Origin of the sequence: Candidatus Accumulibacter sp. ACC012 (genome assembly GCF_907163155.1) — a bacterium.
Taxonomy (GTDB): Bacteria; Pseudomonadota; Gammaproteobacteria; order Burkholderiales; family Rhodocyclaceae; genus Accumulibacter; species Accumulibacter delftensis.
The window spans coordinates 402931-424652 of sequence record NZ_CAJQUC010000022.1; the positions used below are offsets into that span (position 1 = coordinate 402931).

20 protein-coding genes are annotated in these 21722 nt (G+C 63.7%); 14 read left to right on the forward strand and 6 right to left on the reverse strand.

What is annotated here, in order from left to right; genetic code table 11:
* Positions 1-4 precede the first annotated feature (4 nt).
* The 4 genes from QZ648_RS22575 (at position 5) to QZ648_RS22590 (ending at position 4823) form a co-directional block, all read left to right on the forward strand.
* Positions 5-2020, forward strand: coding sequence for a fused MFS/spermidine synthase (locus QZ648_RS22575; RefSeq protein WP_291998372.1), 2016 nt, complete (start codon positions 5-7; stop codon positions 2018-2020).
* A gap of 253 nt (positions 2021-2273) precedes the next feature.
* A complete protein-coding gene (pxpB, locus tag QZ648_RS22580; protein ID WP_291998373.1) occupies positions 2274-3008 on the forward strand; it encodes a 5-oxoprolinase subunit PxpB in 735 nt (244 codons plus the stop codon).
* Positions 3005-4036: a biotin-dependent carboxyltransferase family protein gene (locus tag QZ648_RS22585; RefSeq protein WP_291998374.1), complete on the forward strand. Its 1032-nt coding sequence runs from the start codon at positions 3005-3007 to the stop codon at positions 4034-4036. The genes pxpB and QZ648_RS22585 overlap by 4 nt, the downstream gene beginning before the upstream one ends.
* A 4-nt stretch (positions 4037-4040) precedes the next feature.
* The gene (locus QZ648_RS22590; RefSeq protein WP_291998375.1) at positions 4041-4823 is read left to right on the forward strand and encodes a 5-oxoprolinase subunit PxpA; all 783 of its coding nucleotides are present in this window, start codon (positions 4041-4043) and stop codon (positions 4821-4823) included.
* A 41-nt stretch (positions 4824-4864) separates the two neighbouring features.
* Here QZ648_RS22590 and QZ648_RS22595 read toward each other — a convergent pair whose 3' ends face one another.
* Entirely contained in the window at positions 4865-5779 is a 915-nt protein-coding gene (locus QZ648_RS22595; RefSeq protein WP_291998376.1) for a PEP-CTERM sorting domain-containing protein, read from the reverse strand.
* 444 nt (positions 5780-6223) lie between these two features.
* Positions 6224-6697 carry an Lrp/AsnC family transcriptional regulator gene (locus tag QZ648_RS22600; RefSeq protein ID WP_291998377.1) on the reverse strand — a complete coding sequence of 158 codons (474 nt, stop codon included), beginning with the start codon at positions 6695-6697 and terminating at the stop codon, positions 6224-6226.
* 374 nt (positions 6698-7071) lie between these two features.
* Between QZ648_RS22600 and leuA the strand changes: the two genes are divergently transcribed.
* Entirely contained in the window at positions 7072-8778 is a 1707-nt protein-coding gene (gene leuA, locus QZ648_RS22605; protein ID WP_291998378.1) for a 2-isopropylmalate synthase, read from the forward strand.
* Positions 8779-8841: 63 nt separating this feature from the next.
* On the opposite strand, the gene QZ648_RS22610 is transcribed toward leuA, so the two are convergent.
* Positions 8842-9348 (reverse strand): Spy/CpxP family protein refolding chaperone, encoded by a 507-nt coding sequence (locus QZ648_RS22610; protein ID WP_169067740.1) that lies wholly within the window; start codon positions 9346-9348, stop codon positions 8842-8844.
* A 231-nt stretch (positions 9349-9579) separates the two neighbouring features.
* On the opposite strand from QZ648_RS22610, the gene QZ648_RS22615 reads away from it, so the two are divergent.
* Together QZ648_RS22615 and QZ648_RS22620 are read left to right on the forward strand one after the other, a co-directional pair.
* Positions 9580-10269 carry a response regulator transcription factor gene (locus QZ648_RS22615; RefSeq protein WP_291998379.1) on the forward strand — a complete coding sequence of 230 codons (690 nt, stop codon included), beginning with the start codon at positions 9580-9582 and terminating at the stop codon, positions 10267-10269.
* Between the two features lie 2 nt (positions 10270-10271).
* Positions 10272-11669 (forward strand): ATP-binding protein, encoded by a 1398-nt coding sequence (locus QZ648_RS22620; RefSeq protein ID WP_169067738.1) that lies wholly within the window; start codon positions 10272-10274, stop codon positions 11667-11669.
* Positions 11670-11871: 202 nt separating this feature from the next.
* On the opposite strand, the gene QZ648_RS22625 is transcribed toward QZ648_RS22620, so the two are convergent.
* Together QZ648_RS22625 and xseA are read right to left on the reverse strand one after the other, a co-directional pair.
* Complete coding sequence (locus tag QZ648_RS22625; protein ID WP_169067737.1) at positions 11872-12459, reverse strand: Fe-Mn family superoxide dismutase; 588 nt, start codon at positions 12457-12459, stop codon at positions 11872-11874.
* Between the two features lie 110 nt (positions 12460-12569).
* Complete coding sequence (xseA, locus tag QZ648_RS22630; RefSeq protein WP_291998380.1) at positions 12570-13991, reverse strand: exodeoxyribonuclease VII large subunit; 1422 nt, start codon at positions 13989-13991, stop codon at positions 12570-12572.
* Positions 13992-14258: 267 nt separating this feature from the next.
* On the opposite strand from xseA, the gene QZ648_RS22635 reads away from it, so the two are divergent.
* The 7 genes from QZ648_RS22635 (at position 14259) to QZ648_RS22665 (ending at position 20929) form a co-directional block, all read left to right on the forward strand.
* Positions 14259-14867: a MotA/TolQ/ExbB proton channel family protein gene (locus QZ648_RS22635; RefSeq protein ID WP_169067735.1), complete on the forward strand. Its 609-nt coding sequence runs from the start codon at positions 14259-14261 to the stop codon at positions 14865-14867.
* A gap of 10 nt (positions 14868-14877) precedes the next feature.
* Positions 14878-15294 (forward strand): biopolymer transporter ExbD, encoded by a 417-nt coding sequence (locus tag QZ648_RS22640; RefSeq protein ID WP_169067734.1) that lies wholly within the window; start codon positions 14878-14880, stop codon positions 15292-15294.
* Complete coding sequence (gene lpxK, locus QZ648_RS22645) at positions 15294-16358, forward strand: tetraacyldisaccharide 4'-kinase (RefSeq protein WP_291998381.1); 1065 nt, start codon at positions 15294-15296, stop codon at positions 16356-16358. Before QZ648_RS22640 ends, lpxK begins: the two co-directional genes overlap by 1 nt.
* The gene (locus tag QZ648_RS22650; protein ID WP_169067732.1) at positions 16339-16515 is read left to right on the forward strand and encodes a Trm112 family protein; all 177 of its coding nucleotides are present in this window, start codon (positions 16339-16341) and stop codon (positions 16513-16515) included. The genes lpxK and QZ648_RS22650 overlap by 20 nt, the downstream gene beginning before the upstream one ends.
* A gap of 15 nt (positions 16516-16530) precedes the next feature.
* A complete protein-coding gene (gene kdsB / locus QZ648_RS22655; RefSeq protein WP_291998382.1) occupies positions 16531-17319 on the forward strand; it encodes a 3-deoxy-manno-octulosonate cytidylyltransferase in 789 nt (262 codons plus the stop codon).
* Positions 17320-17434: 115 nt separating this feature from the next.
* Positions 17435-18088, forward strand: coding sequence for an adenylate kinase (adk, locus tag QZ648_RS22660; protein ID WP_291998383.1), 654 nt, complete (start codon positions 17435-17437; stop codon positions 18086-18088).
* Between the two features lie 342 nt (positions 18089-18430).
* Complete coding sequence (locus tag QZ648_RS22665) at positions 18431-20929, forward strand: sodium-translocating pyrophosphatase (protein WP_291998384.1); 2499 nt, start codon at positions 18431-18433, stop codon at positions 20927-20929.
* A gap of 150 nt (positions 20930-21079) precedes the next feature.
* Here QZ648_RS22665 and QZ648_RS22670 read toward each other — a convergent pair whose 3' ends face one another.
* Positions 21080-21712: a YbhB/YbcL family Raf kinase inhibitor-like protein gene (locus QZ648_RS22670; protein WP_291998385.1), complete on the reverse strand. Its 633-nt coding sequence runs from the start codon at positions 21710-21712 to the stop codon at positions 21080-21082.
* Positions 21713-21722 lie beyond the last annotated feature (10 nt).

Below are 21722 nucleotides of genomic sequence, written 5' to 3' on the forward strand. Positions count from 1 at the left end.
CCTGATGCTCAGCTTCGCGACCACCGTTTTTCTGTCTGCTTTTCTGCTTTTCCAGATCCAGCCAATCATTGCCAAGATGATTCTGCCGTGGTTCGGTGGCTCGTCGTCGGTGTGGAGCACCTGCCTGGTTTTCTTCCAGGCCGAACTGCTACTCGGTTATCTTTACGTCCATCTGCTGCACGAGTTGCTTTCGCCGCGGCGCCAGAATGTCGTCCACTGTGTTCTCCTGCTGCTCAGCCTGGCGACGCTGCCGGTCATCGCCGACCCGGCCTGGAAAGACGTCGCTTTTGCCAACCCGACGTGGAACGTGCTGGTCGTGCTCGCCGCAGCAGTCGGCATGCCCTATCTGCTGCTGTCGACCACCGGTCCGCTGATGCAGGCTTGGTATGCGCGCAGTTTTGCCAGTGCCATGCCCTATCGCCTCTACGCACTCTCGAATCTGGCGTCGATGATCGCGCTGTTGAGCTATCCCGTGCTCGTCGAACCGTATTTTCGGGTGCACGACCAGGCCATGGCCTGGTCGGCCGCGTACGCCCTCTTCGTCGTCGCCTGCCTGGGCAGCGCCTGGCTGTCGTGGAAAGGCGTGTCGAGCGAGCGCGAGGTGCTGAAGGTGAGCAGCGAGCCGGTACCACGACCGCCACTGAGCGAGTGTCTGCTGTGGATCGGTCTGGCGATGACCGCGTCGCTGCTGTTGCTGGCGATGACCCGCCACCTGACGCAGGACGTTGCGCCGGTACCCTTCCTGTGGGTCGTGCCGCTGAGCATCTATCTGCTGAGCTTCATTCTCTGCTTCGACGCTCCGCGCTACTACTACCGCCCGGGCTTTCTGGTCGCGCTGCCGATTGCCTTCCTGGTCCTCGACCGCGTTCTCGATGGTGGCGGCATGGAGGTGCCGGTGTTGGTCACCCTGATGTGCCTGTCGCTGTTCGTCTTCTGCATGGTCTGTCACGGCGAGCTGGTCAGGCGCCGGCCGCCGGTTCGCCACCTGACTTTGTTCTACCTGATGCTGTCGATCGGCGGCGCGCTCGGCGGCACTTTCGTCGGCCTGCTGGCGCCGGTGATCTTCAACGCTTATTTCGAACTGCCGATCGGCCTTTTCCTCTGCGCATTGCTGGTGACCATCGTTCTCTGGCGCGATCTGCGACTGATCCGGCGGCTTCTGCTGGTCGTGGCTCTACTTGCCTACGCTTACCGACTTGGTGGTATCTCGATCGATTACGTCGAAAACTACCGGGTAGTGGTGCGCAACTTCTACGGCCAGTTGCGCGTCGACGACGCTGACGAGGAGGACCTCGGCATCAAACGCCGGATCCTGCACGGTCGCATCAATCACGGCGAGCAGTTTCTCGCCGCCGAGCACCGCCGTCAGCCGACTGCCTATTATTGCGAGGACTCCGGCGTGGGCCAGGCGCTGCGCGGCGTCGCCGGTGAGCGGCCGCTGAAGGTCGGCATTCTCGGACTCGGCGCTGGGACCCTGGCCACCTACGGCCGCAGCGGCGATGAACTGCGCATGTACGAAATCAACGAGCAGGTCCTCGATCTCGCCCGCAACGAGTTTAGCTACCTCGGCGACAGCCTGGCGACGATCGTTCCGGTGCTCGGCGACGGCCGCCTGATGCTCGAACGCGAGCCCGCCCAGAATTTCGACCTGCTGGCCATCGATGCTTTCTCCGGAGATTCGATCCCCACGCACCTGCTGACTCTGGAAGCGATGCAGGCGTATTTGCGTCACCTGAAAAGTGATGGCGTGCTGGCGGTGCATATCACCAACCGCTACCTCGACCTGCGCCCGGTTATCGCTGCCGCCGCGGAGCAACTCGGCATCAGCGCGCTGATCTTCGACCTCGACCCTGCCGCAGGCGACCGCTTCTGTCGCCATTCGGTTTGGGTGCTGCTGATGCCCGCCGAGCGCGCGGCGCAGCTAGCGAAAACCTTCCACGGCGCCGAGAAGCTCGCTCCACGGCCTGGCTTCCCGGTGTGGACCGACAGTTTCTCGAACCTCCTCGGTATCCTGCAGTAGCGATTGGCGCTGGCTGCCACGCAAACCTTGGCCCGCCAGCGCCCAGCTCCCCACCACCCTCGCGGGGGATGGGTCGGGGGAGAGGGAGGCACTTCGCTACCATCGCCCTCGACGGGGTGCAGGTCATTCGCCTCGCAGGGCGCATGGTTTAGATGACGTGCGTCATGGTGACCTATTACTGTCAGGGCATCGTGCTATGGCTGCCGAATCGACTATAACGAATGTAACTTCTCGCCTTTGCGAGTGGACGCGCGTGGCCGACGCCGGCGATCAGGCATTCACGCTGGTCCTTGGCGACCGAATCGCACCTGGAGTGGTCGACACGGTGACCGCGCTCGACCGGCAGATCACCGCCTGGCATCAGGCCGGGGCGCTGCCCGGACTGATCGAGATGGTGCCCACCTTCTGCTCGCTGACGGTGATTTACGATCCGCTGCAGACGTCTCGCCAGAAATTGCTGGCGGAGCTCGAGAAGTTGCCACCAGCGGACATGTTGCCTGCCAGCTCAGCGTTCCGGCTGTGGCGCCTGCCGGTCTGCTACGAAGGCGATTGCGGCCCCGATCTCGAAGCCACCGCGGCGACCCTGGGAATCAGGGTCGAGACGCTGATCGATCAGCATCGGCAGAGCGAATATCGCGTCTACATGCTCGGTTTCCTGCCCGGTTTCCCGTTCATGGGCGACCTGCCGCCGGCGTTGCAATTGCCGCGGCGCAGCGAGCCGCGCCTGCGGGTGGCGCCCGGCAGCGTCGCCATCGCCGGTGCCCTGACTGCCATTTATCCATCGGAAAGCCCCGGCGGCTGGCATCTTCTGGGCCAGTGCGCGGTGCCGCTGTTCGACCCGGCGCGGCCGCAGCCCTCCCTTCTACAGGCCGGCGACCGGGTCTGCTTCACGGCCGTGAATACGGCCGAGCACAGGCGCCTGCAGCAGGTGGCCGAGGCGCGAGCGCTCGATCTGGCGGCATTCGCAGAGGTGGAGGTGGCGTTGTGAACGAGCGATTATCCGCGATCGAAATCCGCAGTGCCGGCGCCTACGCGTCGATTCAGGACGGCGGTCGGCGTGGCCTGCGCCGCGTCGGTGTGCCCTGGTCCGGAGTGCTCGATCCGGCGTTGATGAAAATCGCCAACGCCCTGGTCGGCAACCAGGCCACGGCGCCGGTCATCGAGCATTTTGACGGCGGTCTGCTGCTGAAAGCGCTGCACGGGTGCGTGCGGGTGGCAGTTGCCGGCCAGGCCGACATCGACATCACCGGCGAACAGGGCGTACAGCGCGTCGTCTGCTGGCGCAGTGTTTGCCTCAACAGCGGCGAAACCCTGCGCATCCGGGCGCTGCGCGCCGGGCGACTGGTGGTCATCGCCGTTGCTGGCCTGCAGGTGCCCGAAACCCTGGGCAGTGCCTCGACCTACGCGCGTGCTGGTATCGGCAAGCCGCTGGCGGTAGGTGACCGGCTTTCGGCGCAGCTCACCGAGGCCTCTGATTTTCTCCTGCCGGAGCCGCCCAGCGACGACGATTCCATCATTCGCGTGGTCGCTGGGCCGCAGGCCGGGCATTTTCTTGACGACGCCCTGGCAACATTGTGCGGCGCGCCGTTTACGGTCACCGATCAGGCCGACCGCATGGGCGTCCGCTTGCAGGGCCCGCTGCTCGAGCACCGTTCGGAGGCGCACAAGGACATCATCTCGGATGCCACCGTACCGGGTTCGATGCAGGTGCCGGGCTCGGGTCAACCGATCGTGCTGCTGGCCGACGCACAGACTGCCGGCGGTTACCCGAAGATCGCCACCGTCATTTCGGCCGACCTCGGCCGCCTGGCGAACCGGCGCGCGGGCGAGACGCTGCGCTTTCAGATGGTCGATGTCGATGCCGCCGAGCGCGCCGCGCGCAGCCATGCCGAGAATCTTGCCCAACTCATCGCCAGCATTCTCCGCCTGCCAGGTGACGGCAGCGTCGATCTCGAGGCGCTTTACAACAGCGGCCTGATCAGCGGGCCGATCAGTGGTTTCGAAAGCGAGGAGTGAGAACGTGAACGACCTGAAAACCATCAATCTCAACGCCGATCTCGGCGAAAGCTTCGGCCACTGGTCCATGGGCGACGATTCGGCGATGCTCGATATCGTCGGCAGCGCCAACATCGCCTGCGGTTTTCACGCTGGCGACCCGATGGTCATGCGCGCGACGCTGCTCGCCGCAAAAGCCCGCGGCGTCAGCGTCGGCGCCCATCCCGGCTACGCCGACCTGCAAGGCTTTGGTCGCCGACCGCAGGCGCTCAGCGCAGCCGAAGTGGAAGCGCTGCTGATCTATCAGGTGGGCGCGCTGCAGGGCATGGCCGTCAGCGAGGGCATGGCGGTGACGCACGTCAAACCGCACGGCGCCCTGAATAACCAGGCCTGCGCCGACAGGCCGCTGGCCGAGGCTATCGTCCGCGCCGTCAAGGCCCTGGATCCGACGCTGATCCTGCTGGCGCCGGCCTGCTCGCAACTGGCGCTGGCCGGACGCGCCGCCGGCCTGCCGGTGGTCGACGAAATCTTCGCCGACCGCCGCTATCAGGACGACGGCCAACTCGTCCCGCGCAGCCAGCCCGGCGCGGTCATCCACGACCCCGGCCAGGCCCTGATCCACGTCCGCGCCATGCTCGATGCCGGCGCTCTGGTCAGCGCCAGCGGCCACCACATTCCGGTCCAGGCCGGCAGCATCTGCATCCACGGCGACTCGCCGGATGCGGTGGCGCTGGCAAGGCATCTGCGCGATGGATTGGTGACTTCGGGTTACACATTGGCACCATTGACGGCGATGCTTACGATTTGATCGGCGAAAACCGGCGCGGACCCCTATCTCCGCCCTGGGGCTCACTTGCGGCTAGCGCGTCGCCGGCAGCAAGGAATACCCAGGAGCCCCAGACTGATCAGCAACAGCGTGCCGGGTTCGGGAATCGCGGCGGGTGCGGGGGGGTCGATGCGTTGCTCCAGGGAGTCCATGGTGAAGCCGCCACCCGAGCTTGCTCCTAAGCCGATCACGTTGACCACGCGGATGGCATTGTGGTCGGCAAAACCGGACCAGCTGTCAAACTGACTGAAGCGCTGAATCCCGTCTGGTGACTGCACGCCGATGTCCAGAGTGACGTTCAGAACGTCGTTGCTGTTCAAATCCGTGATCAATTGAAGGGCGAAGCCAGTCGCTACGTCGGGCAAGCTGAACGGGAAAAACGACCAGACGTCGGGTCCGACGGCGTCGATAGTGGAAGACTGGGTGATCTCCGCACTGTTGATCTGCTGCGTAGTGGTGGTCTCGACGTCGTAGGCGAAGGCGGAAAGCTGGCCCGAAGCAATATTGCCGGCAGTCACGGTCCATTGCGTAGCACTGTTCAACCGGAAGCCGGGATCGACCCCAGGGGTCGCGACGTTGTCCGCCAGGACCAGCAAACCGATGTCTGCCGCAATGGCCGCATTGGCGTTACCCCAGGCACGGGAAAACTTGCTTCCCGCTGCAAACTCGAGGTATTGCACATTGAACAGCGCTAGCGGGTCTGTCTTGGCCAGATACAGCAGATCCTGGCCCAACGGAAAGCTGTTGGCCAGGCCCGGCGTGAAGTTGAAGAATTTGAGACCATCCTGGGTGAACGTTGAGCCATCGAACATGTCCTGCAAGTTGGGTGGGGTGGTGGCGGACGCTGTTCCTGAAAACCCGAGCAGCAGCCAAAGAGTGGCGGCGCCAAGTAATGGCCGCCGGCCACGAAGATCACCGAATCCGAGCTTCTCGATCATTGCCGTTCTCCCTGAAAGGGCCAAGAAAACACAAGCGCCAACCACCAGCTTCTATCGTCTTCCAGGAGCTGCGTTGTGCCGGGCGTTGCACGCAAGTTTCGCGCCATTGATTTTATTAACATTTAGAATCAACAATCTATTTTTTTACGGTGCATCGCTACCGATCATTTTCCCAAGGCAGTGTAAAAAAAGTCGACATCTGACGCCGACGGCTCTCAGCAAAGTTTGGCCAGCGGGTGGATGTTCATGAGTAAGTCGCGTAGGCGACTCACAAAACTCCCGTCTCCCCTTGCGGGAGAAGGGTCAGGGGTGAGGCGGGGAATTCAGGGAGCATGCTCCCTGCCCGGCGAACGATTCCGGCGCGCAAGCCGGAATGCGCACTGCAAGTGAGAGGGAAACGGTCATGACTTTCATGATTTGGGGTGTTTCCACGTGTCATGACCGTCAATTTGCCAGGGGTAGCGGCAACGCCGTTCTATCGACCACCCGGCGCAGAACAAAGCTCGAATGTACGCCGGTCACGCCCGGGATGCGGGTGAGGCGGTTGAGGAGCAGTTCCTGGTAGGCGTCCATGTCCTTGACCACCACCTTGAGCTGGTAGTCGGCGTCCTGGCCGGTGATCAGCAGGCATTCGAGCAGCTCGGGGATTTCGGCGATGGCGGCGTCGAAACTGGTGAAGCGCTCGGGGGTGTGCTGGTCCATCGAAATGTAAATCAGCGCCATCAGTGCCAGGCCTAGCTTCTTGGCGTCGAGCAGCGCGCGATAACCGGTGATCAGTCCTGATTCCTCGAGCGCGCGCATGCGCCGCAGGCAGGGCGAGGGTGAGAGGCCGATGCGCTCGGCGAGGTCCTGATTGCTGATGCGGCCGTCTTCTTGCAGGACGCGCAGAATCTGCCAGTCGTAGCGATCGAGTTGCACGAAATTGCTCCCTTAATGTGAAAGTCGCGCAAGCGACTCACGAAACTCCCTTCTCCCCTTGCGGGAGAAGGGGCAGGGGTGAGGCGGGGAATTCAGGGAGCATGCTCCCTGCCCGGCGAACGATTCCGGCGTGCAAGCCGGAATGCGCACTGCAAGTGAGAGGGGGACGGTCATGGCTCTCATCATCAGGGGTGTCTCGAAAGGTCGTGACCGTTAAAGTGTTGGCACAAGTTTAATGCTGTTTTTTGTTTGTGTGCGCAATATGATTGCTCAAGGACTCTTTCTAGGGCGGCAATACGCAAGCACCTGCGGGCGGCTTTTCCTTACCATGGCGGTCATCAGCTTCAACATCCGAACCCCGAGGAGTCGCCATCATGTTGTCAAACCCCGCCAGCAAGTACCGCTCGTTCCCGCCGGTTGTTCTCACCGATCGCCAGTGGCCGAATGGCACGATCAGCAAGCCGCCGATCTGGATGAGTACCGATCTGCGCGACGGCAATCAGTCGCTCTTCGAGCCGATGAACGCCGAACGCAAGACGCGCATGTTCAAGATGCTTTGCGAGATTGGTTTCAAGGAGATCGAGGTCGCTTTTCCGTCGGCGTCGCAGACCGACTTCGACTTTGTGCGCAGCCTCATCGACGGCGGCCATATTCCCGACGGCGTGAGCATCGAGGTTCTCACGCAGGCGCGCGAGCATCTCATTCGCCGGACGATGGACTCGGTGCGCGGCGCGCGGCGGGCGATCGTGCATGTCTATAACGCGACCTCCAAGCCTTTCCGCGAGACGGTTTTCCAGATGAGCCGCGCGGAAGTGATCGACATGGCGGTCGCCGCCGTCAAGTTGATCAGGGACCTGGCTGCGCAGGCGCCGGAAACCGAATGGGTGCTCGAATACAGCCCGGAAACCTTCACCGCCACCGAACTCGACTTCGCGCTGGAAGTCTGCAACGCGGTAACCGCCGCCTGGGGCGCGACGCCGGATGACAAGGTGATCCTCAATTTGCCGACCACCGTCGAGATGGCGACGCCGAACATCTACGCCGACCAGATCGAGTGGATGCACCGCCATCTCGATCGGCGTGACAGCGTGATCATCAGTCTGCACCCGCATAATGATCGTGGCACGGCGGTTGCCGCTGCCGAACTCGCCTTGATGGCTGGCGCCGAGCGCGTCGAGGGCTGCCTGTTCGGCAACGGCGAGCGTACCGGCAACGTCGACCTGGTGACTCTGGCGCTCAATTTGTACACTCAGGGGGTTGCGCCGGGGCTTGATTTCTCGGATATCAATGCCGTCGCGCGGACCTTCGAGCAGTGTTGCCAGTTGCCGATTCACCCGCGTCATCCCTACGTTGGCGATCTGGTGTTCACGGCTTTTTCGGGTTCGCATCAGGACGCCATCAAGAAAGGTTTTGCGGTCGAGCAGAGTGACGGTTTCTGGAACATTCCCTATTTGCCGATCGATCCGGCCGACGTCGGTCGCAGTTACGACTCGGTGATCCGGGTCAACAGCCAGTCCGGCAAGGGCGGCATCGCGTACTTGCTGGAAGCCGAATACGGGGTAGTCATGCCGCGCCGCCTGCAGGTCGAGTTCTCGGGCGTCGTCCAGCAGCAGGTCGACCAGCACGGCGGCGAGATGAGTGCTGCCGACATCTGGGAACTCTTCTCGGCGACCTATATCGATTCCGTGAACCCGCTACGCTACCGCGAGCATCATCTTTTCGAGCACGGCGCCGGCAACGGGCAAGGCATTCGGCTCACGGTCGATATCGACGGCAGGCCGCAGGTGCTCACCGGTACGGGTAACGGCCCGATCGACGCGGCGGTCAATGCCTTCCAGAGTGCCGGCATCGATATTCAAGTGCGCAGCTACGAAGAGCGCGCCATGAGCGCCAGCGGCGAGGGCGCCAACGCCCGGGCCTGTGCCTTCATCGAAGTCGCTCCGGCGACCGCTGGCGGCAGCGAGTTCTACGGCGCCGGCGTCGATACCAATATCGTCACCGCGTCACTGCGCGCGGTGATTACCGGCATCAACCGTCTGCAGTCCAGTGTACCGCGACGGTCACAGAAAGAAGCTGCGTAGTGCTCCAGTCGTGCTTCGCCAGCCGCGCGCTCGGCGCGCGGCGGCTGGCTCTGACGCGAGAGATCAAGCTGCAGGCTTCTCGCCGCGTTTCTTCTCCCAGCGCTTCATCATCTCCTCGCGCTGCGTTGCGAACTGCTGGCGCTGTTCGGGGGTGAGGACTGCCATCACCTGGTGATGCTGGCGGGCACGCAGCTGTGCCATCTCGGCCATTGCCTGGGCGCCCTGCTCGGTGAGTGCCTTCACTTTCGCCTCATCGTAATCCCCGGTCTTCTGCATTTCGTGCAGTTGTGCCCGGCTGTCACGCATGCTCTGGTACTTGGCGCTGATCAGCTCGCTGTCCTGCTTGCGCAGCTCGGTGATCTTGGCCTCCTGTGCGGGGGTCAGCTTGAGCTTCTTCATCATTGGCGGCAGTCCGTCGTCTGGGCCGCCACGCATCGCTGAGCGGCCTTGGCCGCAACCGCCTTCCATGCCGCCGCCCATCATTGGACCGGCGTTGGCGGCCAGTGGGAGGGCCAGGGCAATGCTGCTGGTGGCGAGGAAAACGGCGAGAGTGCGTTTGAAGGTGTTCATGTTTGGCTCCTTGGTGGTTGAATTGGTCCAGCCGGGGCTGGCCTCGACTGTTGGCTGAATTTTTGCGCAGCGGGTCGTAAAACGCGGTTAATCGTCTGTAAAGCCGTGTAAATGGGCGGCGGACGGCTCCAAGCGGCGGCGAGCCGGTGTTAAAGCCGGTAAAGGGTGGTAAAGACGCGTGACTCGGCGTTGGGGGCGCTTATCATCAGCGCTGATGAAAGGATGGGCGCGATGACTCGAGTTTTGCTGGTCGATGACGATGTCGAACTCGCCGCGATGCTGCGCGAGTACCTCGAACAGGAGGGCTTCGAAGCGGAGGCGGTGCATGATGGGGAAAGCGGTGTGCGCGAAGCGCTTAGCGGTCGCTTTGCCATTGTTGTGCTCGATGTGATGATGCCGCGCCTAAACGGCGTCGAGGTCTTGCGCCGGATTCGTGCCGCCAGCCGCTTGCCGGTGTTGATGCTCACCGCCAGGGGCGACGACATCGATCGCATCATCGGCCTGGAACTCGGCGCCGACGACTACGTGCCGAAGCCCTGTTCGCCGCGCGAGCTGGTCGCCCGGCTGCGGGCAATCCTGCGCCGGGGCGCCGACAACAGCGCCGCAGGGATCACCGATGGGCCGATCGTCGTCGGTCCGCTGAGCATGTGGCCGGAGCGGCGCAACGCCCAATGGCATCAGCAGCCGCTCGAACTGACCAGTACCGAATACAGTATTCTCGAAGTCCTGGCCCGCCACGCCGGCCGGGTGGTCAGCAAGAGCGACCTCTCCGAGCTGGCGATGGGGCGCCCGCTGGCGCGTTTCGACCGCAGTATCGACGTGCATGTGAGCAGCATTCGCCAGAAACTCGGCGCACGACCCGACGGCGACTCGTGGATCCAGACCGTTCGCGGTCAGGGCTACCAGTTCGTCAAGGCCTGAACGTGGGACGCCTGTTCTGGAAATCCTTCTTTGCCTTCTGGCTGGCGCTGCTGCTCGCCGGTGTCGGCGTCGGCAGCGTCGTCTGGCTGCATCGTCAGGCCGAGGCCGAGGCCGAAGCCGAATTCGCAGCGGTGCCTGCCCTGCCGGGTGGCCCGCGGGCAGCAGGCATGCTCGACGCCGCGGAAGTTTTCCTGCGCCGCGGCGATCCGCAGATGATGCGCGAGGTGCTACGCGAATGGGCGGAAGCGCCGGGCAAGGCGCAGCTTTTCGTGGTCGACGAAGGCGGTCGCGACCTCTTCGGTCGCGAGCTTCCCGACGAGCTGCGCGCCGCCCTGGCTTCGGGAGAATTCCGACGCGGACCGCTGTCCGGTGCGCGCCGGGTGCTCGCCCGCGACGGGCAGACCTACACCCTGCTCGCACGTCACGAGCGCCCGGGTGGGCGCGCTCGCATGGCGCATCGCGAACGCCCTTCGGCGGCGCTGCCGATTTTTGCCGGCCTGCTCGCCAGCCTGGCTTTCAGCGCCGCGCTGGCGTGGTACGTGGCGAAGCCGATCCGCAGCCTGCGCGGTGCTTTCCGCGCGGTTTCCGAAGGGCATCTGGAGACACGCGTACAGCCGTCGATGGGCAAGCGGCGCGATGAACTGGCCGATCTCGGGCGCGATTTCGACCGCATGGCACAGCGCTTGCAGGCGCAGATCCATAGCCAGCGGCGCCTGCTGCACGATGTTTCGCACGAGCTGCGATCGCCCCTGGCGCGCCTGCACGCGGCCATCGGGTTGGCACGGCAGAGCCCGGAGAAGCTCGAAATGACGCTCGAACGTATCGAACGCGAGTCGCTTCGCCTCGACGAGCTGGTTGGCGAGCTGCTCACCCTGTCGCGCCTCGAAGCCGGCACGCCGGGTGCGCCGCCAGAGACTATCGACCTCATGGAAATGGTTGCCAGTATTGCCGACGACGCCGGTTTCGAGGCTGAAGCGAGCGGCCGCCGCGTGCATTTCAGTGGTGCGGGCGAAGTAACGGCGGCGGTACAGGGCGAGTTGCTTTACCGCGCCGTCGAAAACGTTGTGCGCAATGCCGCGAAATACACGGTCGCTGGCAGCACCGTCGAAGTGCAGGCACGCCGTTTGCTCGAGGGTGAAGAATTGGCGACACTCGGAACTTCCGGGGCGTCAGGCGTCTTCGAGATAGTCGTTTCGGATCGCGGCCCGGGAGTACCGGAAGCCGATCTCGAGGCGATTTTTGAACCTTTCTACCGCGCCGACAACAACGCCGGCACAATTGGCTATGGGCTCGGGTTGGCGATTGCTCAGCGCGCGCTGCTTGCGCACGGTGGTCAGGTGCGCGCGCGTAACCGTTCGGACGGTGGTCTCGAAGTGACGCTCAGCTTGCCGCTCGCCTAGCCGCGTAGCGAAGCCGGTCCGGCAATGAAAAACGGGGGCGTGTGCCCCCGTTCTGTTTGGCAACGATGCTCGTTGCCACTTAATGTGAAAGTCGCGCCAGCGACTCACGAAACTCCCTTCTCCCCTTGCGGGAGAAGGGGCAGGGGAAGAGGGGAACGGTCATGACTTTCATGATTCGGGGTGTCTCCACGTGTCATGACCGTTAGCCGGCGAAGTTCGTCTCGGCGAAGCTCCAGTTGGCGAGTTGGGCGAGGAAGGTTTCGACGAACTTCGGACGCATGTTGCGGTAGTCGACGTAGTAGGCGTGTTCCCAGACGTCGATGCACAACAGGGCCTTGTCGCCGGTGGTCAGCGGCGTGCCGGCAGCGCCCATGTTGACGATATCCAGCGAGCCGTCGGCCTTCTTGACCAGCCAGGTCCAGCCCGAACCGAAGTTGCCGACGGCGGAGGCCTGGAAGGCCTTGCTGAACTCGGCAAACGAGCCCCACTTGGCGTCGATCGCTTCGGCCAGCGCGCCGGCGGGTGCGCCACCACCCCCGGGTTTCAGGCAGTTCCAGAAGAAACTGTGGTTCCAGACCTGCGCCGAGTTGTTGTAGATGCCGCCAGCGGGCGCTGACTTGACGATTGCTTCGAGGTCAAGGGCTTCGTATTCGCTTCCCTTGATCAGGTTGTTGAGATTCGTGACGTAGGCTTGATGGTGCTTGCCGTAGTGGTATTCGAGCGTCTCCTGCGACATGTGCGGCGCCAGAGCGTCGATGGCAAAGGGAAGTTGCGGCAGTTGATGTTCCATTGTTGTCCTCCGTGACGGCGGTTACAGGGTGAAAACAGGGTGAAAACTAGCGCGGTGAATGGGTCTGGTGAAGATTTTCTCTTCATCCGTGGATCAGCGACTGCGGGATTCTATGCGCGGCCAGCGGTACTGGCAATGCCGCTTGTTGCAAAGGGCATTCCGTCAGGCCCGCCATGATCCGCGAAAAGTGCGGTCACCTCGGCTTCGACGCGCCCACGGGGCAACAAGACAGCGATTCGTGCGCTTGGTTCCAGCTTACCGCTGTCACGGACGATTTCGCCTTGTGCGTTGGTGACGACGCTGTAACCGCGCGCCAGGACCGCCTGCGGGTTGAGGTGCGCGAGTCCGGCAGCCAGCCGTTCGAGGTCGGCACGCCTGCCGTGTTGCGCGTCCTGCCAGGCGCTGCGCAGCCGGGGTGCCAGCGCGGCCAGCCGACCGCCGTGGCGCGCCGGGTCCGGGCGCTTGAGCAACAGGCGACGGCTGAGCTGGGTCAGTTCGCCGCGCGCACGGCTGCTGGCCTGGAGCAGGCCGGTGCCGAGTTGGCGTTGCAGATTGCGCAGCCGTTCGCGATGCTGGGCCAGGTACTGCGCCGGGTGCTGCAGGCGGCGAGCCAGCCAGTCGAGCTGTTGGCTGCGTTGTTCAAGAAGCTGCTCGATCTGTCGGCGCAGCGCGCTTTGCGAGGCGGCGAGGCGCGCCAGCAGGGCGGCCTGTTCGGGGGCAGCAAGTTCGGCGGCAGCGGTCGGCGTCGGCGCCCGCTGATCGGCGGCGAAGTCGGCGATGCTGAAGTCGGTTTCGTGGCCGACACCACAGATCACCGGCAGCGGGCAGGCGTGGATCGCGCGCGCCACGCGCTCGTCGTTGAATGCCCAGAGGTCTTCCATGCTGCCGCCGCCGCGACAGACGATCAGCACTTCGCAGTCGCGGCGCTCGCCGGCACGGCGAATGGCGTCGGCAATTTGCGCGCCAGCCCCGTCACCCTGCACCGGCGTCGGGTAGAGGACGATGCTCACTTGCGGAGCGCGGCGCGCGAGCGTCGTCAGCACGTCGCGCAGAGCCGCCGCCTGCAGCGAGCTGACGACGCCGACACAGCGTGGGAAGATTGGCAGGGCGCGTTTGCCGGCGCTGGCGAAGAGCCCTTCGGCTTCGAGCTTTTCCTTGAGACGCAGGAACTGTTCGTAGAGGTTGCCGACGCCGCCGCGGCGCGCCGCTTCGACGTTGAGCTGGAAGTCGCCGCGCGCCTCGTAGAGCGTGACCAGTACCCGAGCTTCGATTTGCTGGCCATTTTCCAGCTGCCAGCCGAGCACTTGTGCGCGGCTGCGGAACATCACGCAGCGCACTTGTGCGGCGGCATCCTTGAGCGAGAAGTAGACATGTCCGGAACTTGCGCGGCTGAGGTTGGAGACCTCGCCGGCGACCCAGCACAGAGGAAAAGCGGCCTCGAGTCGCTCGCGGGCGAGGCGATTGAGCATGGCCACCGGGATCACCGGAGGGCTCGTGGGGAAGGCGTTGCTGCGGGGGACGGTGTCTGCCATCCGCGAATTCTACATGCCTTGCTCGCTCGACAGGCGCCGCAAAAAAACGCTTGCCCGTCCGCCACTTGTACTGCTTGCCAACAGGCTGGCAGCTCTTTTGTCCACAGCTTCTGTGGATTACCGATCTGCCGGCCAGGGTGCGCGGGTTGCTTGGCGTTCGCTCGCCGCCCTGCGACGAGGCTGGAATTGGTTCGGAGCGCTTCGGCACTTGCCGCAAATGCTGGCGCAGGCTAAAGTTCCCCCCTTGAAAATCATCTGGGGTGCACCGTGTTTTCCATCGTTCAGGCTGCTGGTTGGCCCATCTGGCCCTTGCTGCTGGCGTCGATAGTGGCTGTGGCGCTGATTATCGAGCGCCTGGTGGCGCTGCGCCGAGTCAAAGTCGTGCCGCCCGACCTGCTGCAGCGGGTGGTCACCGAGTTCCGGCAACGTGGTGCCACGCAGGCGATGGTCGTCGATCTGGAGGCGCATTCGCCGCTCGGCCGGGTGCTCGCCGCCGGTCTGCGCAACGAGGGCAGTTCGCGCGAAATCATGAAGGAGTCGATCGAGGAGGCTGGCAGCGTCGTCTCGCACGAGCTCGAACGCTATCTGACGACGCTTGGCACCATTGCCTCGATCAGCCCCTTGATGGGTCTCTTCGGCACCATTGTCGGCATGATCGAGATTTTCGCTTCGCAGTCGCCCAGCGGCAGCAACCCGATGCAGCTGGCACACGGAATTTCGATCGCCCTCTACAACACCGGCTTTGGGCTGATGATTGCCATTCCGAGCATGATCTTCTGGCGCCACTTCCGGGCCCTCGTTTCTACTTTCGTCATCGATATGCAGCAACAGGCGGTGCGTCTGGTCGAAGTCCTGCACGGCGAACGTCGGTCCTGAGGAGGCGACGATGAACTTTCGCCGCGGTCGCAGCAGCGACGTTCCGGAGATCAACCTGATCCCTTTTATTGATGTGCTGCTGGTGATCATCATCTTTCTGATGCTGACGACCACCTACGCCAAGTTCTCCGGGCTGGAAATCAACCTGCCGACGGCCGACGCCAGCAAGCAGAACGAACCGCCCAATGAAGTCAGCGTGAGCGTGACCCCGTCCGGCCAGGTGCTGGTCAACAAGACGCCGCTCGACGCGGTCAGCGTGCAGGCGATCAGTGCTGCGCTGCGCCGTGCCGCTGGCGACGCCAAGGACCCGGTGATCGTCATCAACGCCGACGCCAAGGCCACGCACCAGAGCGTGGTCGACATCATGCAGGCCGCTCAGGCCGCCGGTTACCCGCGCATTTCCTTCGCCACGCAATCGCCGCGCTGATGGCCGCTGGCGGCCTCGCGAGTAGCCTTCCCCGGCGCTGGTACGAGCGCCGTCTGACTCCCGCCCTGTGGCCGCTACTGCCGCTGTCCTGGCTGTTCGCCGGGCTCGCCGGGCTGCGCCGCTGGCTGTTCCGCTGCGGGGTATTGCGCACACAGCGGCTGCCAGCGCCGGTGATCGTCGTCGGCAACCTGACCGTCGGGGGTAGCGGCAAGACGCCGCTGGTGCTGTGGCTGGTCGAGCGCCTGCGCGAAGCGGGTTGGCGACCCGGGATCATCAGTGGCGGCTATGGTGGCAGTGGCCGCGGCGAGGGCGTGCACGCGGTGGCCCCCGGCTCGTCGCCGGCGCTGGTTGGCGATGAGCCGCTGCTGCTCGCGCGGCGTAGCGGCGTGCCGGTTTTCGTCGGCCGCGATCGCGTCGCGGCCGGGCAAGCATTGCTGGCCGCCCATGGCGAATGTGACGTCATCGTCTCCGACGATGGCCTGCAGCATTATCGTTTGCAGCGGGTGGTCGAAGTGGTGGTTTTTGACGGGCGCGGCGTCGGCAATGGCTGGCTGCTGCCCGCGGGCCCCCTGCGCGAGCCACTGCGGCGCTTGGCGGGGGTCGCCGCGGTGGTCTGGAACGGCCGCCGCGAGCCCCTGGTGGCTGACGCCGCCAGGGATTGTCCGCAGTTCGACATGCGCCTCATCGGCCAGCGCTTCGTCGCTGCCGGCGGGCTTGCCGGTGCGCCTGCCGACAGTTGCGAGGCGGCGTCCTTGCGCGCTTGCAAACTATATGCTCTGGCTGGCATCGGCGATCCCGGTCGTTTTTTTGCGCAACTGCAGGCGCTGGGGCTGGAGTTCGAGGCCCATCCCTTTCCCGATCACCATCCCTACACGGCCGCCGACCTGGCCTTTGCCAGCAACGGAGTGCTGCTGATGACCGAGAAAGATGCGGTAAAATGTGCGCCGATTGTGACCGGCGAGGCTTGGCTTCTGCCAGTCGAAGCGGTTATCAGCGGCCCGCCAGGTGGCGCTGATCTTTTCGAGATAATTCTGGAGAAACTCAATGGACGCACGACTGCTTGATATTCTCGTCTGCCCGATCTGCAAGGCCAACCTCGAATACCGCAAGCCGCAGTCCGAGCTGGTCTGCAAGCCCTGCAAGCTCGCTTTTCCGGTCCGCGACGGTATCCCGATCATGCTGCAGGATGAAGCCCGCCCGCTGACTACCGACGACGCCTGAGCGCCTCCTTCAAGGATGCTTGCGATGCCGTTCAAGGTGGTCATTCCGGCGCGCTACGCGTCGACCCGCTTGCCAGGCAAGCCACTGCTCGACCTGGCCGGCAAGCCGATGGTCGTGCGCGTCGCCGAGCGCGCCATCTTGTCGGGGGCCGACGAGGTGCTGGTGGCCAGCGACCATCCGCAAGTCCTGGCCGCGGCCGAGAGCCATGGCCTGCGCGCCCTGCTGACTCGTGCCGATCACGTCAGCGGCACCGATCGCCTGGCCGAGGTGGTCGAGGCCACCGGCTGGAGCGACGACACCGTGGTGGTCAATGTGCAGGGCGACGAGCCCCTCATTGACCCGGCGCTGATTGCCCAGACGGCGGCCCAACTGGCACAGAGCGGCGCCGACATCGCGACTCTTGCGCACGCGGTCGTCGATGCCGCTGATTTCTTCAACCCGCATGTGGTCAAGGTGGTGCTCGCGGCCACTGGCGACGCGCTGTATTTTTCGCGAGCGCCGATTCCTTACGCCCGCGACCACTTTGCACGCGAGGCCGGCGGCGAAACGCTGCCCGCGCAGATGCTTGCCTATCGGCACGTCGGGCTGTACGCCTATCGGGCGCGTTTCCTGCGCACCTATGCCAGCTTGGCGCCTTCGCCGCTCGAAAACCTCGAGGCTCTCGAGCAGTTGCGTGCCCTGTGGCACGGTTTTCGCATCAGTGTGGCGATTTCCGACCAGCTGCCGGCCGCTGGCGTCGATACGCCTGCGGATGCGCAGCGTGTTCAGGCATGGTTCAAAAAGTTTGACCGTGCGCCAGTTTGAGGGTAAGTTGCACCGTATTGGTCACGACAACGTGCTGGCAGCAGCTGGTAACTGAACTGCAAGTGTCTGAACTGCTGGACAATTTGCTCGATTTGAAAATCAACGAAAGCGAATCATGAAACTCATTCTGCTAGGTGCGCCAGGGGCCGGAAAAGGCACGCAAGCCCAGTTCATTTGTGAGCATTTCGGTATCCCGCAAATTTCGACCGGCGACATGCTGCGTGCGGCGGTCAAGGCGGGCAGCCCTCTGGGAATGGCTGCCAAAAAGGTCATGGACTCCGGGGGGCTGGTCTCCGACGAGATTATCATCGGCCTGGTCAGGGATCGCCTACAAAAGCCCGACTGTGCCGAGGGCTATCTCTTCGACGGCTTCCCGCGCACCTTGCCACAAGCGGAGGCGATGAAAGTCGCTGGCGTGGCGCTCGACTATGTGCTGGAAATAGACGTTGCCGACGAGGAAATCATCGAACGGATGAGTGGTCGTCGCGTTCATCTTTCCTCCGGTCGTACCTATCATCTGCGCTTCAACCCGCCGCAAGAGCCCGGAAAGGATGATGCGACGGGAGAAGAGCTGATTCAGCGCGCCGACGACCAGGAGGAAACGGTCCGCAAGCGCTTGCAGATCTATCATTCGCAGACCAAGCCCTTGCTCGACTACTACCGGGCGTGGGCGGCCACTGGCGACCCGAACGCGCCGAAGTGCCCGAGAATTGCCGGTGTAGGAAGTGTCGAGGAGATCAAGAAAGCCGCTTTCGATGCTTTGCAGTAGCGCTCGCTGCCAATGACGGTGGATCGGAAGAAAATTGCCTCGGCGCAGTACGCCAGGGCCTGCGCGGTCGCTTCTCGATTACGGGCATGGGGTTGTCGCGGCCTTACCAATGCCGCTGCTGCGGCGTTTGTCGCGTCTGCGGAGAGGCCAAGGCTTTGTTCGCCGCCGCGGCGTGTCGCGCCGTCGCCGTTGCGTCGAGTTGAGCAGTTCGCCAGGCACGACCCGCGGGTGCACAAAAAGTGTTAAAAGTCGGTTTTTTGTTGTTTGAGTCGCGGATGAGGTAAATTCGAGCCACGGGGAGTTGCCCTGGGAGCTGGGAAACTTTAAAGAGGGAGGTTGTATATGGGTTATCTGGTGTTCGCGCTGCTCTGCGCGCTCATTGCAGTGGGTTACGGCGCTGTAATGACTAAATGGATTCTCGGCTTGCCCGCCGGAAATCCGAAAATGCAGGAGATTGCCAAAGCCATTCAGGAAGGCGCTTCTGCATATCTCAACAAGCAATACACCACCATCGGCATCGTCGGTGCCGTACTCTTCGTCGTCATTTGGCTGGCCCTCGGCATGGCCATGGCCATGGGCTTCCTGATCGGCGCTGTCCTGTCGGGAGCCACCGGCTTCATCGGCATGAACGTTTCGGTACGGGCCAACGTGCGCACGGCGGAAGCCGCGCGCAACGGCATTGCCGCGGCGCTCGATGTCGCCTTCAAGGGGGGTGCCATCACCGGCATGCTGGTCGTCGGTCTGGGCCTGCTCGGGGTGGCCGGCTATTACGCCATTCTCAGAGAGCCGGGCGGCGATCTGCACCATGCGGTTCAACCGCTGATTGGTCTGGCCTTCGGCGGCTCGCTGATTTCGATTTTTGCCCGTCTGGGCGGTGGTATCTTCACCAAGGGTGCCGACGTCGGCGCCGACCTGGTCGGCAAGGTCGAGGCCGGCATTCCGGAAGACGACCCACGCAACCCGGCGGTCATCGCCGACAACGTTGGCGACAACGTCGGTGACTGTGCGGGCATGGCCGCCGACCTCTTCGAGACCTACGGGGTGACCGTGGTGGCGACGATGGTGCTTGGCGCGATGATGCTCCAGGGCGTTCCCAATGCCAACGACAACCTGATCGTCTATCCGCTGGTCCTCGGTGGCGTATCGATCCTTGCCTCGATCGTCGGCTGCTTCTTCGTCAAAGCCAACGATGGCGGCAAGATCATGAACGCGCTCTACCGCGGCCTGGCCGTGGCCGGCGCCCTGGCCTTGGTTGCCTTCTATCCGGTGACCAGGATGCTGCTCGGCGACGGTGTGACGCTCGCTGATGGCTCTCTGATCAGCTCGGGGAGCATTTTCTGGGCGGCGGCCGTCGGTCTGGTTCTGACCGGCCTGCTGGTGTGGATCACCGAGTACTACACCGCGACCGAGTTTTCGCCGGTCAGAGGTGTCGCCGAGGCATCGACCACCGGTCACGGTACCAACATCATCGCCGGCCTGGCCGTGTCGATGAAAGCCTGCGCGTTGCCGGTACTCTCCGTCTGCGCGGCAATTTACATCACCTATGCGCTGGCCGGCCTGTACGGCATCGCCATCGCCGCGACTGCGATGCTGTCGATGTCCGGGATCATCGTTGCCCTCGACGCCTACGGACCGATTACCGACAACGCTGGCGGTATCGCCGAAATGGCGGGTTTGCCGTCGTCGGTGCGTGATGTCACCGACCCGCTCGACGCGGTGGGCAATACCACCAAGGCGGTGACCAAAGGCTACGCCATCGGCTCCGCCGGTCTGGCCGCGCTGGTCCTGTTCGCCGACTACACGCACGCCCTCGAAGCGAGCTTCGGTGGCACCATGAGCTTTGATCTCTCCAATCACATGGTGATCATCGGTCTCTTCCTCGGCGGTTTGATTCCCTACCTCTTTGCGGCCATGGCGATGGAGGCGGTGGGTCGTGCGGCCGGTTCCGTGGTCGTCGAGGTACGCCGTCAGTTCGCGGAAATCAAGGGCATCATGGAAGGCACGGCGAAGCCGGATTACTCCCGTGCTGTCGGCATGCTGACAGCTGCCGCGATCCGCGAAATGATCATCCCCTCGCTGCTGCCGGTGCTGGTTCCGGTTGTCGTCGGCCTGCTTCTCGGTCCGCAGGCACTTGGTGGCCTGCTGATGGGAACCATCATCACCGGCCTCTTTGTCGCCATCTCGATGACCACCGGTGGTGGCGCCTGGGATAACGCCAAGAAGCACATCGAGGACGGAAACTTTGGCGGCAAAGGTTCCGAAGCCCACAAGGCATCGGTGACCGGCGACACCGTCGGCGATCCGTACAAGGATACGGCGGGTCCGGCGGTCAATCCGCTGATCAAGATCATCAACATTGTTGCTCTGATGATCGTGCCCTTGATGGCTCCTGCCGCGGGTGCCAAGCCGATGCCGGCAGCAAAAGCTCCGGTGGCGGCTCCGGCTTCTGCTCCGGCTCCGGCCGCGGTCGCTGCAGCCGCCGCTTCGGCTGCTCCAGCGGCGGCGATGGCTGCCGCCTTACCGGGTGCGACGCTGTATTTCGAAGTCGGTTCCGCGGAACTGCCGGGTGATGTGGCGATCAAGCTTGAAGGCATCCTCCTCCATGTCACAGCCAATGCCGGCGCCAAGCTCGCCATTTCGGGCTTCCAGGATGCAAGTGTTAGCACGGAAGCTAGTGCGGCGCTCTCAACGGATCGTGCCCAGGCGGTCGGTGAAGCTCTGAAAGAGGCTGGAATTTCCGAAGAGCGTATCGAAGTGAAGAAACCCGAGTCGATCAATGTCACCGTTACCGGCACCGGCGAAGGCGCCGCGTCGCGTCGTGTCGAGGTCAAGGTGATGTAGATGTAGTCTAGCCACGTCGTGGTCGGCAGGTGCAGCGCGCGGCCTATTGGCTTGGCGCCGTACTCTGTCCGAGAAATCAAAACGGGCCGCATTTATGCGGCCCGTTTTTTTGGATCTGCGGCTTATCGGTGAGCTGTCTGCTCTGCCGGCTTATCCCTCCTTGAGCGCCGGATTGAGCGTGTAGGTGCCGATCAGGCTGGCCTGTGCGAGGACGTGTCCCTGCATCGCCGTACGCAACTGCTGGCCGGTCAGCTTGCCTTCGACATCGAGCCGGGCCACGTCGAGGGAAAAAACCGTAAACACATAGCGGTGGACGATCTCGTCGTTCCAGGGCGGGCAGGGGCCGTCATAGCCGTAGTAGTCGCCGCGCATGTCGTTGTCGCCGGCAAACCAGCTGGTGTAATCGTTGATTCCCTGGCGTGCGCCGTGTGGCGCGTGCGGACCGGGTTTACCGCGCGGCGTAATATCGCTGCAGAACTCGCCTTCCCTGATTTCGCCGAGGCTGGCCGGTAGATCGAGCAGCACCCAGTGGAAGAAGTCGACGCGCGCCAGCGACGCCGGCACGCTGCGGTCCTCCTGATTGACGTCGTCGCCCTGGCTTGGAACGTCGGGGTCATGGCAGATGATGGCGAAGGACTGCGTGCCGGCCGGCGCGCCGCTCCACGCCAGCTGCGGGTTGCGGTTGCTGCCCAGGCAAACATGGTGATCGGGATCGGCAATGCAGAAAGCGAAGTCACCCGGGATCTGCTGCCCGTCACTGAAACTACTGCTGCTCAATTCCATTGTTGGTCCT

Excerpts from the sequence above, each read along its gene's own strand:
- QZ648_RS22575 (WP_291998372.1), top strand. The coding sequence starts at position 5 with ATGCTCAGCTTCGCGACCACCGTTTTTCTGTCTGCTTTTCTGCTTTTC.
- QZ648_RS22595 (WP_291998376.1), bottom strand. The coding sequence starts at position 5,779 with ATGATCGAGAAGCTCGGATTCGGTGATCTTCGTGGCCGGCGGCCATTA.
- leuA (WP_291998378.1), top strand. The coding sequence starts at position 7,072 with ATGTTGTCAAACCCCGCCAGCAAGTACCGCTCGTTCCCGCCGGTTGTT.
- QZ648_RS22610 (WP_169067740.1), bottom strand. The coding sequence starts at position 9,348 with ATGAACACCTTCAAACGCACTCTCGCCGTTTTCCTCGCCACCAGCAGC.
- QZ648_RS22615 (WP_291998379.1), top strand. The coding sequence starts at position 9,580 with ATGACTCGAGTTTTGCTGGTCGATGACGATGTCGAACTCGCCGCGATG.
- QZ648_RS22625 (WP_169067737.1), bottom strand. The coding sequence starts at position 12,459 with ATGGAACATCAACTGCCGCAACTTCCCTTTGCCATCGACGCTCTGGCG.
- xseA (WP_291998380.1), bottom strand. The coding sequence starts at position 13,991 with ATGGCAGACACCGTCCCCCGCAGCAACGCCTTCCCCACGAGCCCTCCG.
- QZ648_RS22640 (WP_169067734.1), top strand. The coding sequence starts at position 14,878 with ATGAACTTTCGCCGCGGTCGCAGCAGCGACGTTCCGGAGATCAACCTG.
- lpxK (WP_291998381.1), top strand. The coding sequence starts at position 15,294 with ATGGCCGCTGGCGGCCTCGCGAGTAGCCTTCCCCGGCGCTGGTACGAG.
- QZ648_RS22650 (WP_169067732.1), top strand. The coding sequence starts at position 16,339 with ATGGACGCACGACTGCTTGATATTCTCGTCTGCCCGATCTGCAAGGCC.
- kdsB (WP_291998382.1), top strand. The coding sequence starts at position 16,531 with ATGCTTGCGATGCCGTTCAAGGTGGTCATTCCGGCGCGCTACGCGTCG.
- adk (WP_291998383.1), top strand. The coding sequence starts at position 17,435 with ATGAAACTCATTCTGCTAGGTGCGCCAGGGGCCGGAAAAGGCACGCAA.
- QZ648_RS22665 (WP_291998384.1), top strand. The coding sequence starts at position 18,431 with ATGGGTTATCTGGTGTTCGCGCTGCTCTGCGCGCTCATTGCAGTGGGT.
- QZ648_RS22670 (WP_291998385.1), bottom strand. The coding sequence starts at position 21,712 with ATGGAATTGAGCAGCAGTAGTTTCAGTGACGGGCAGCAGATCCCGGGT.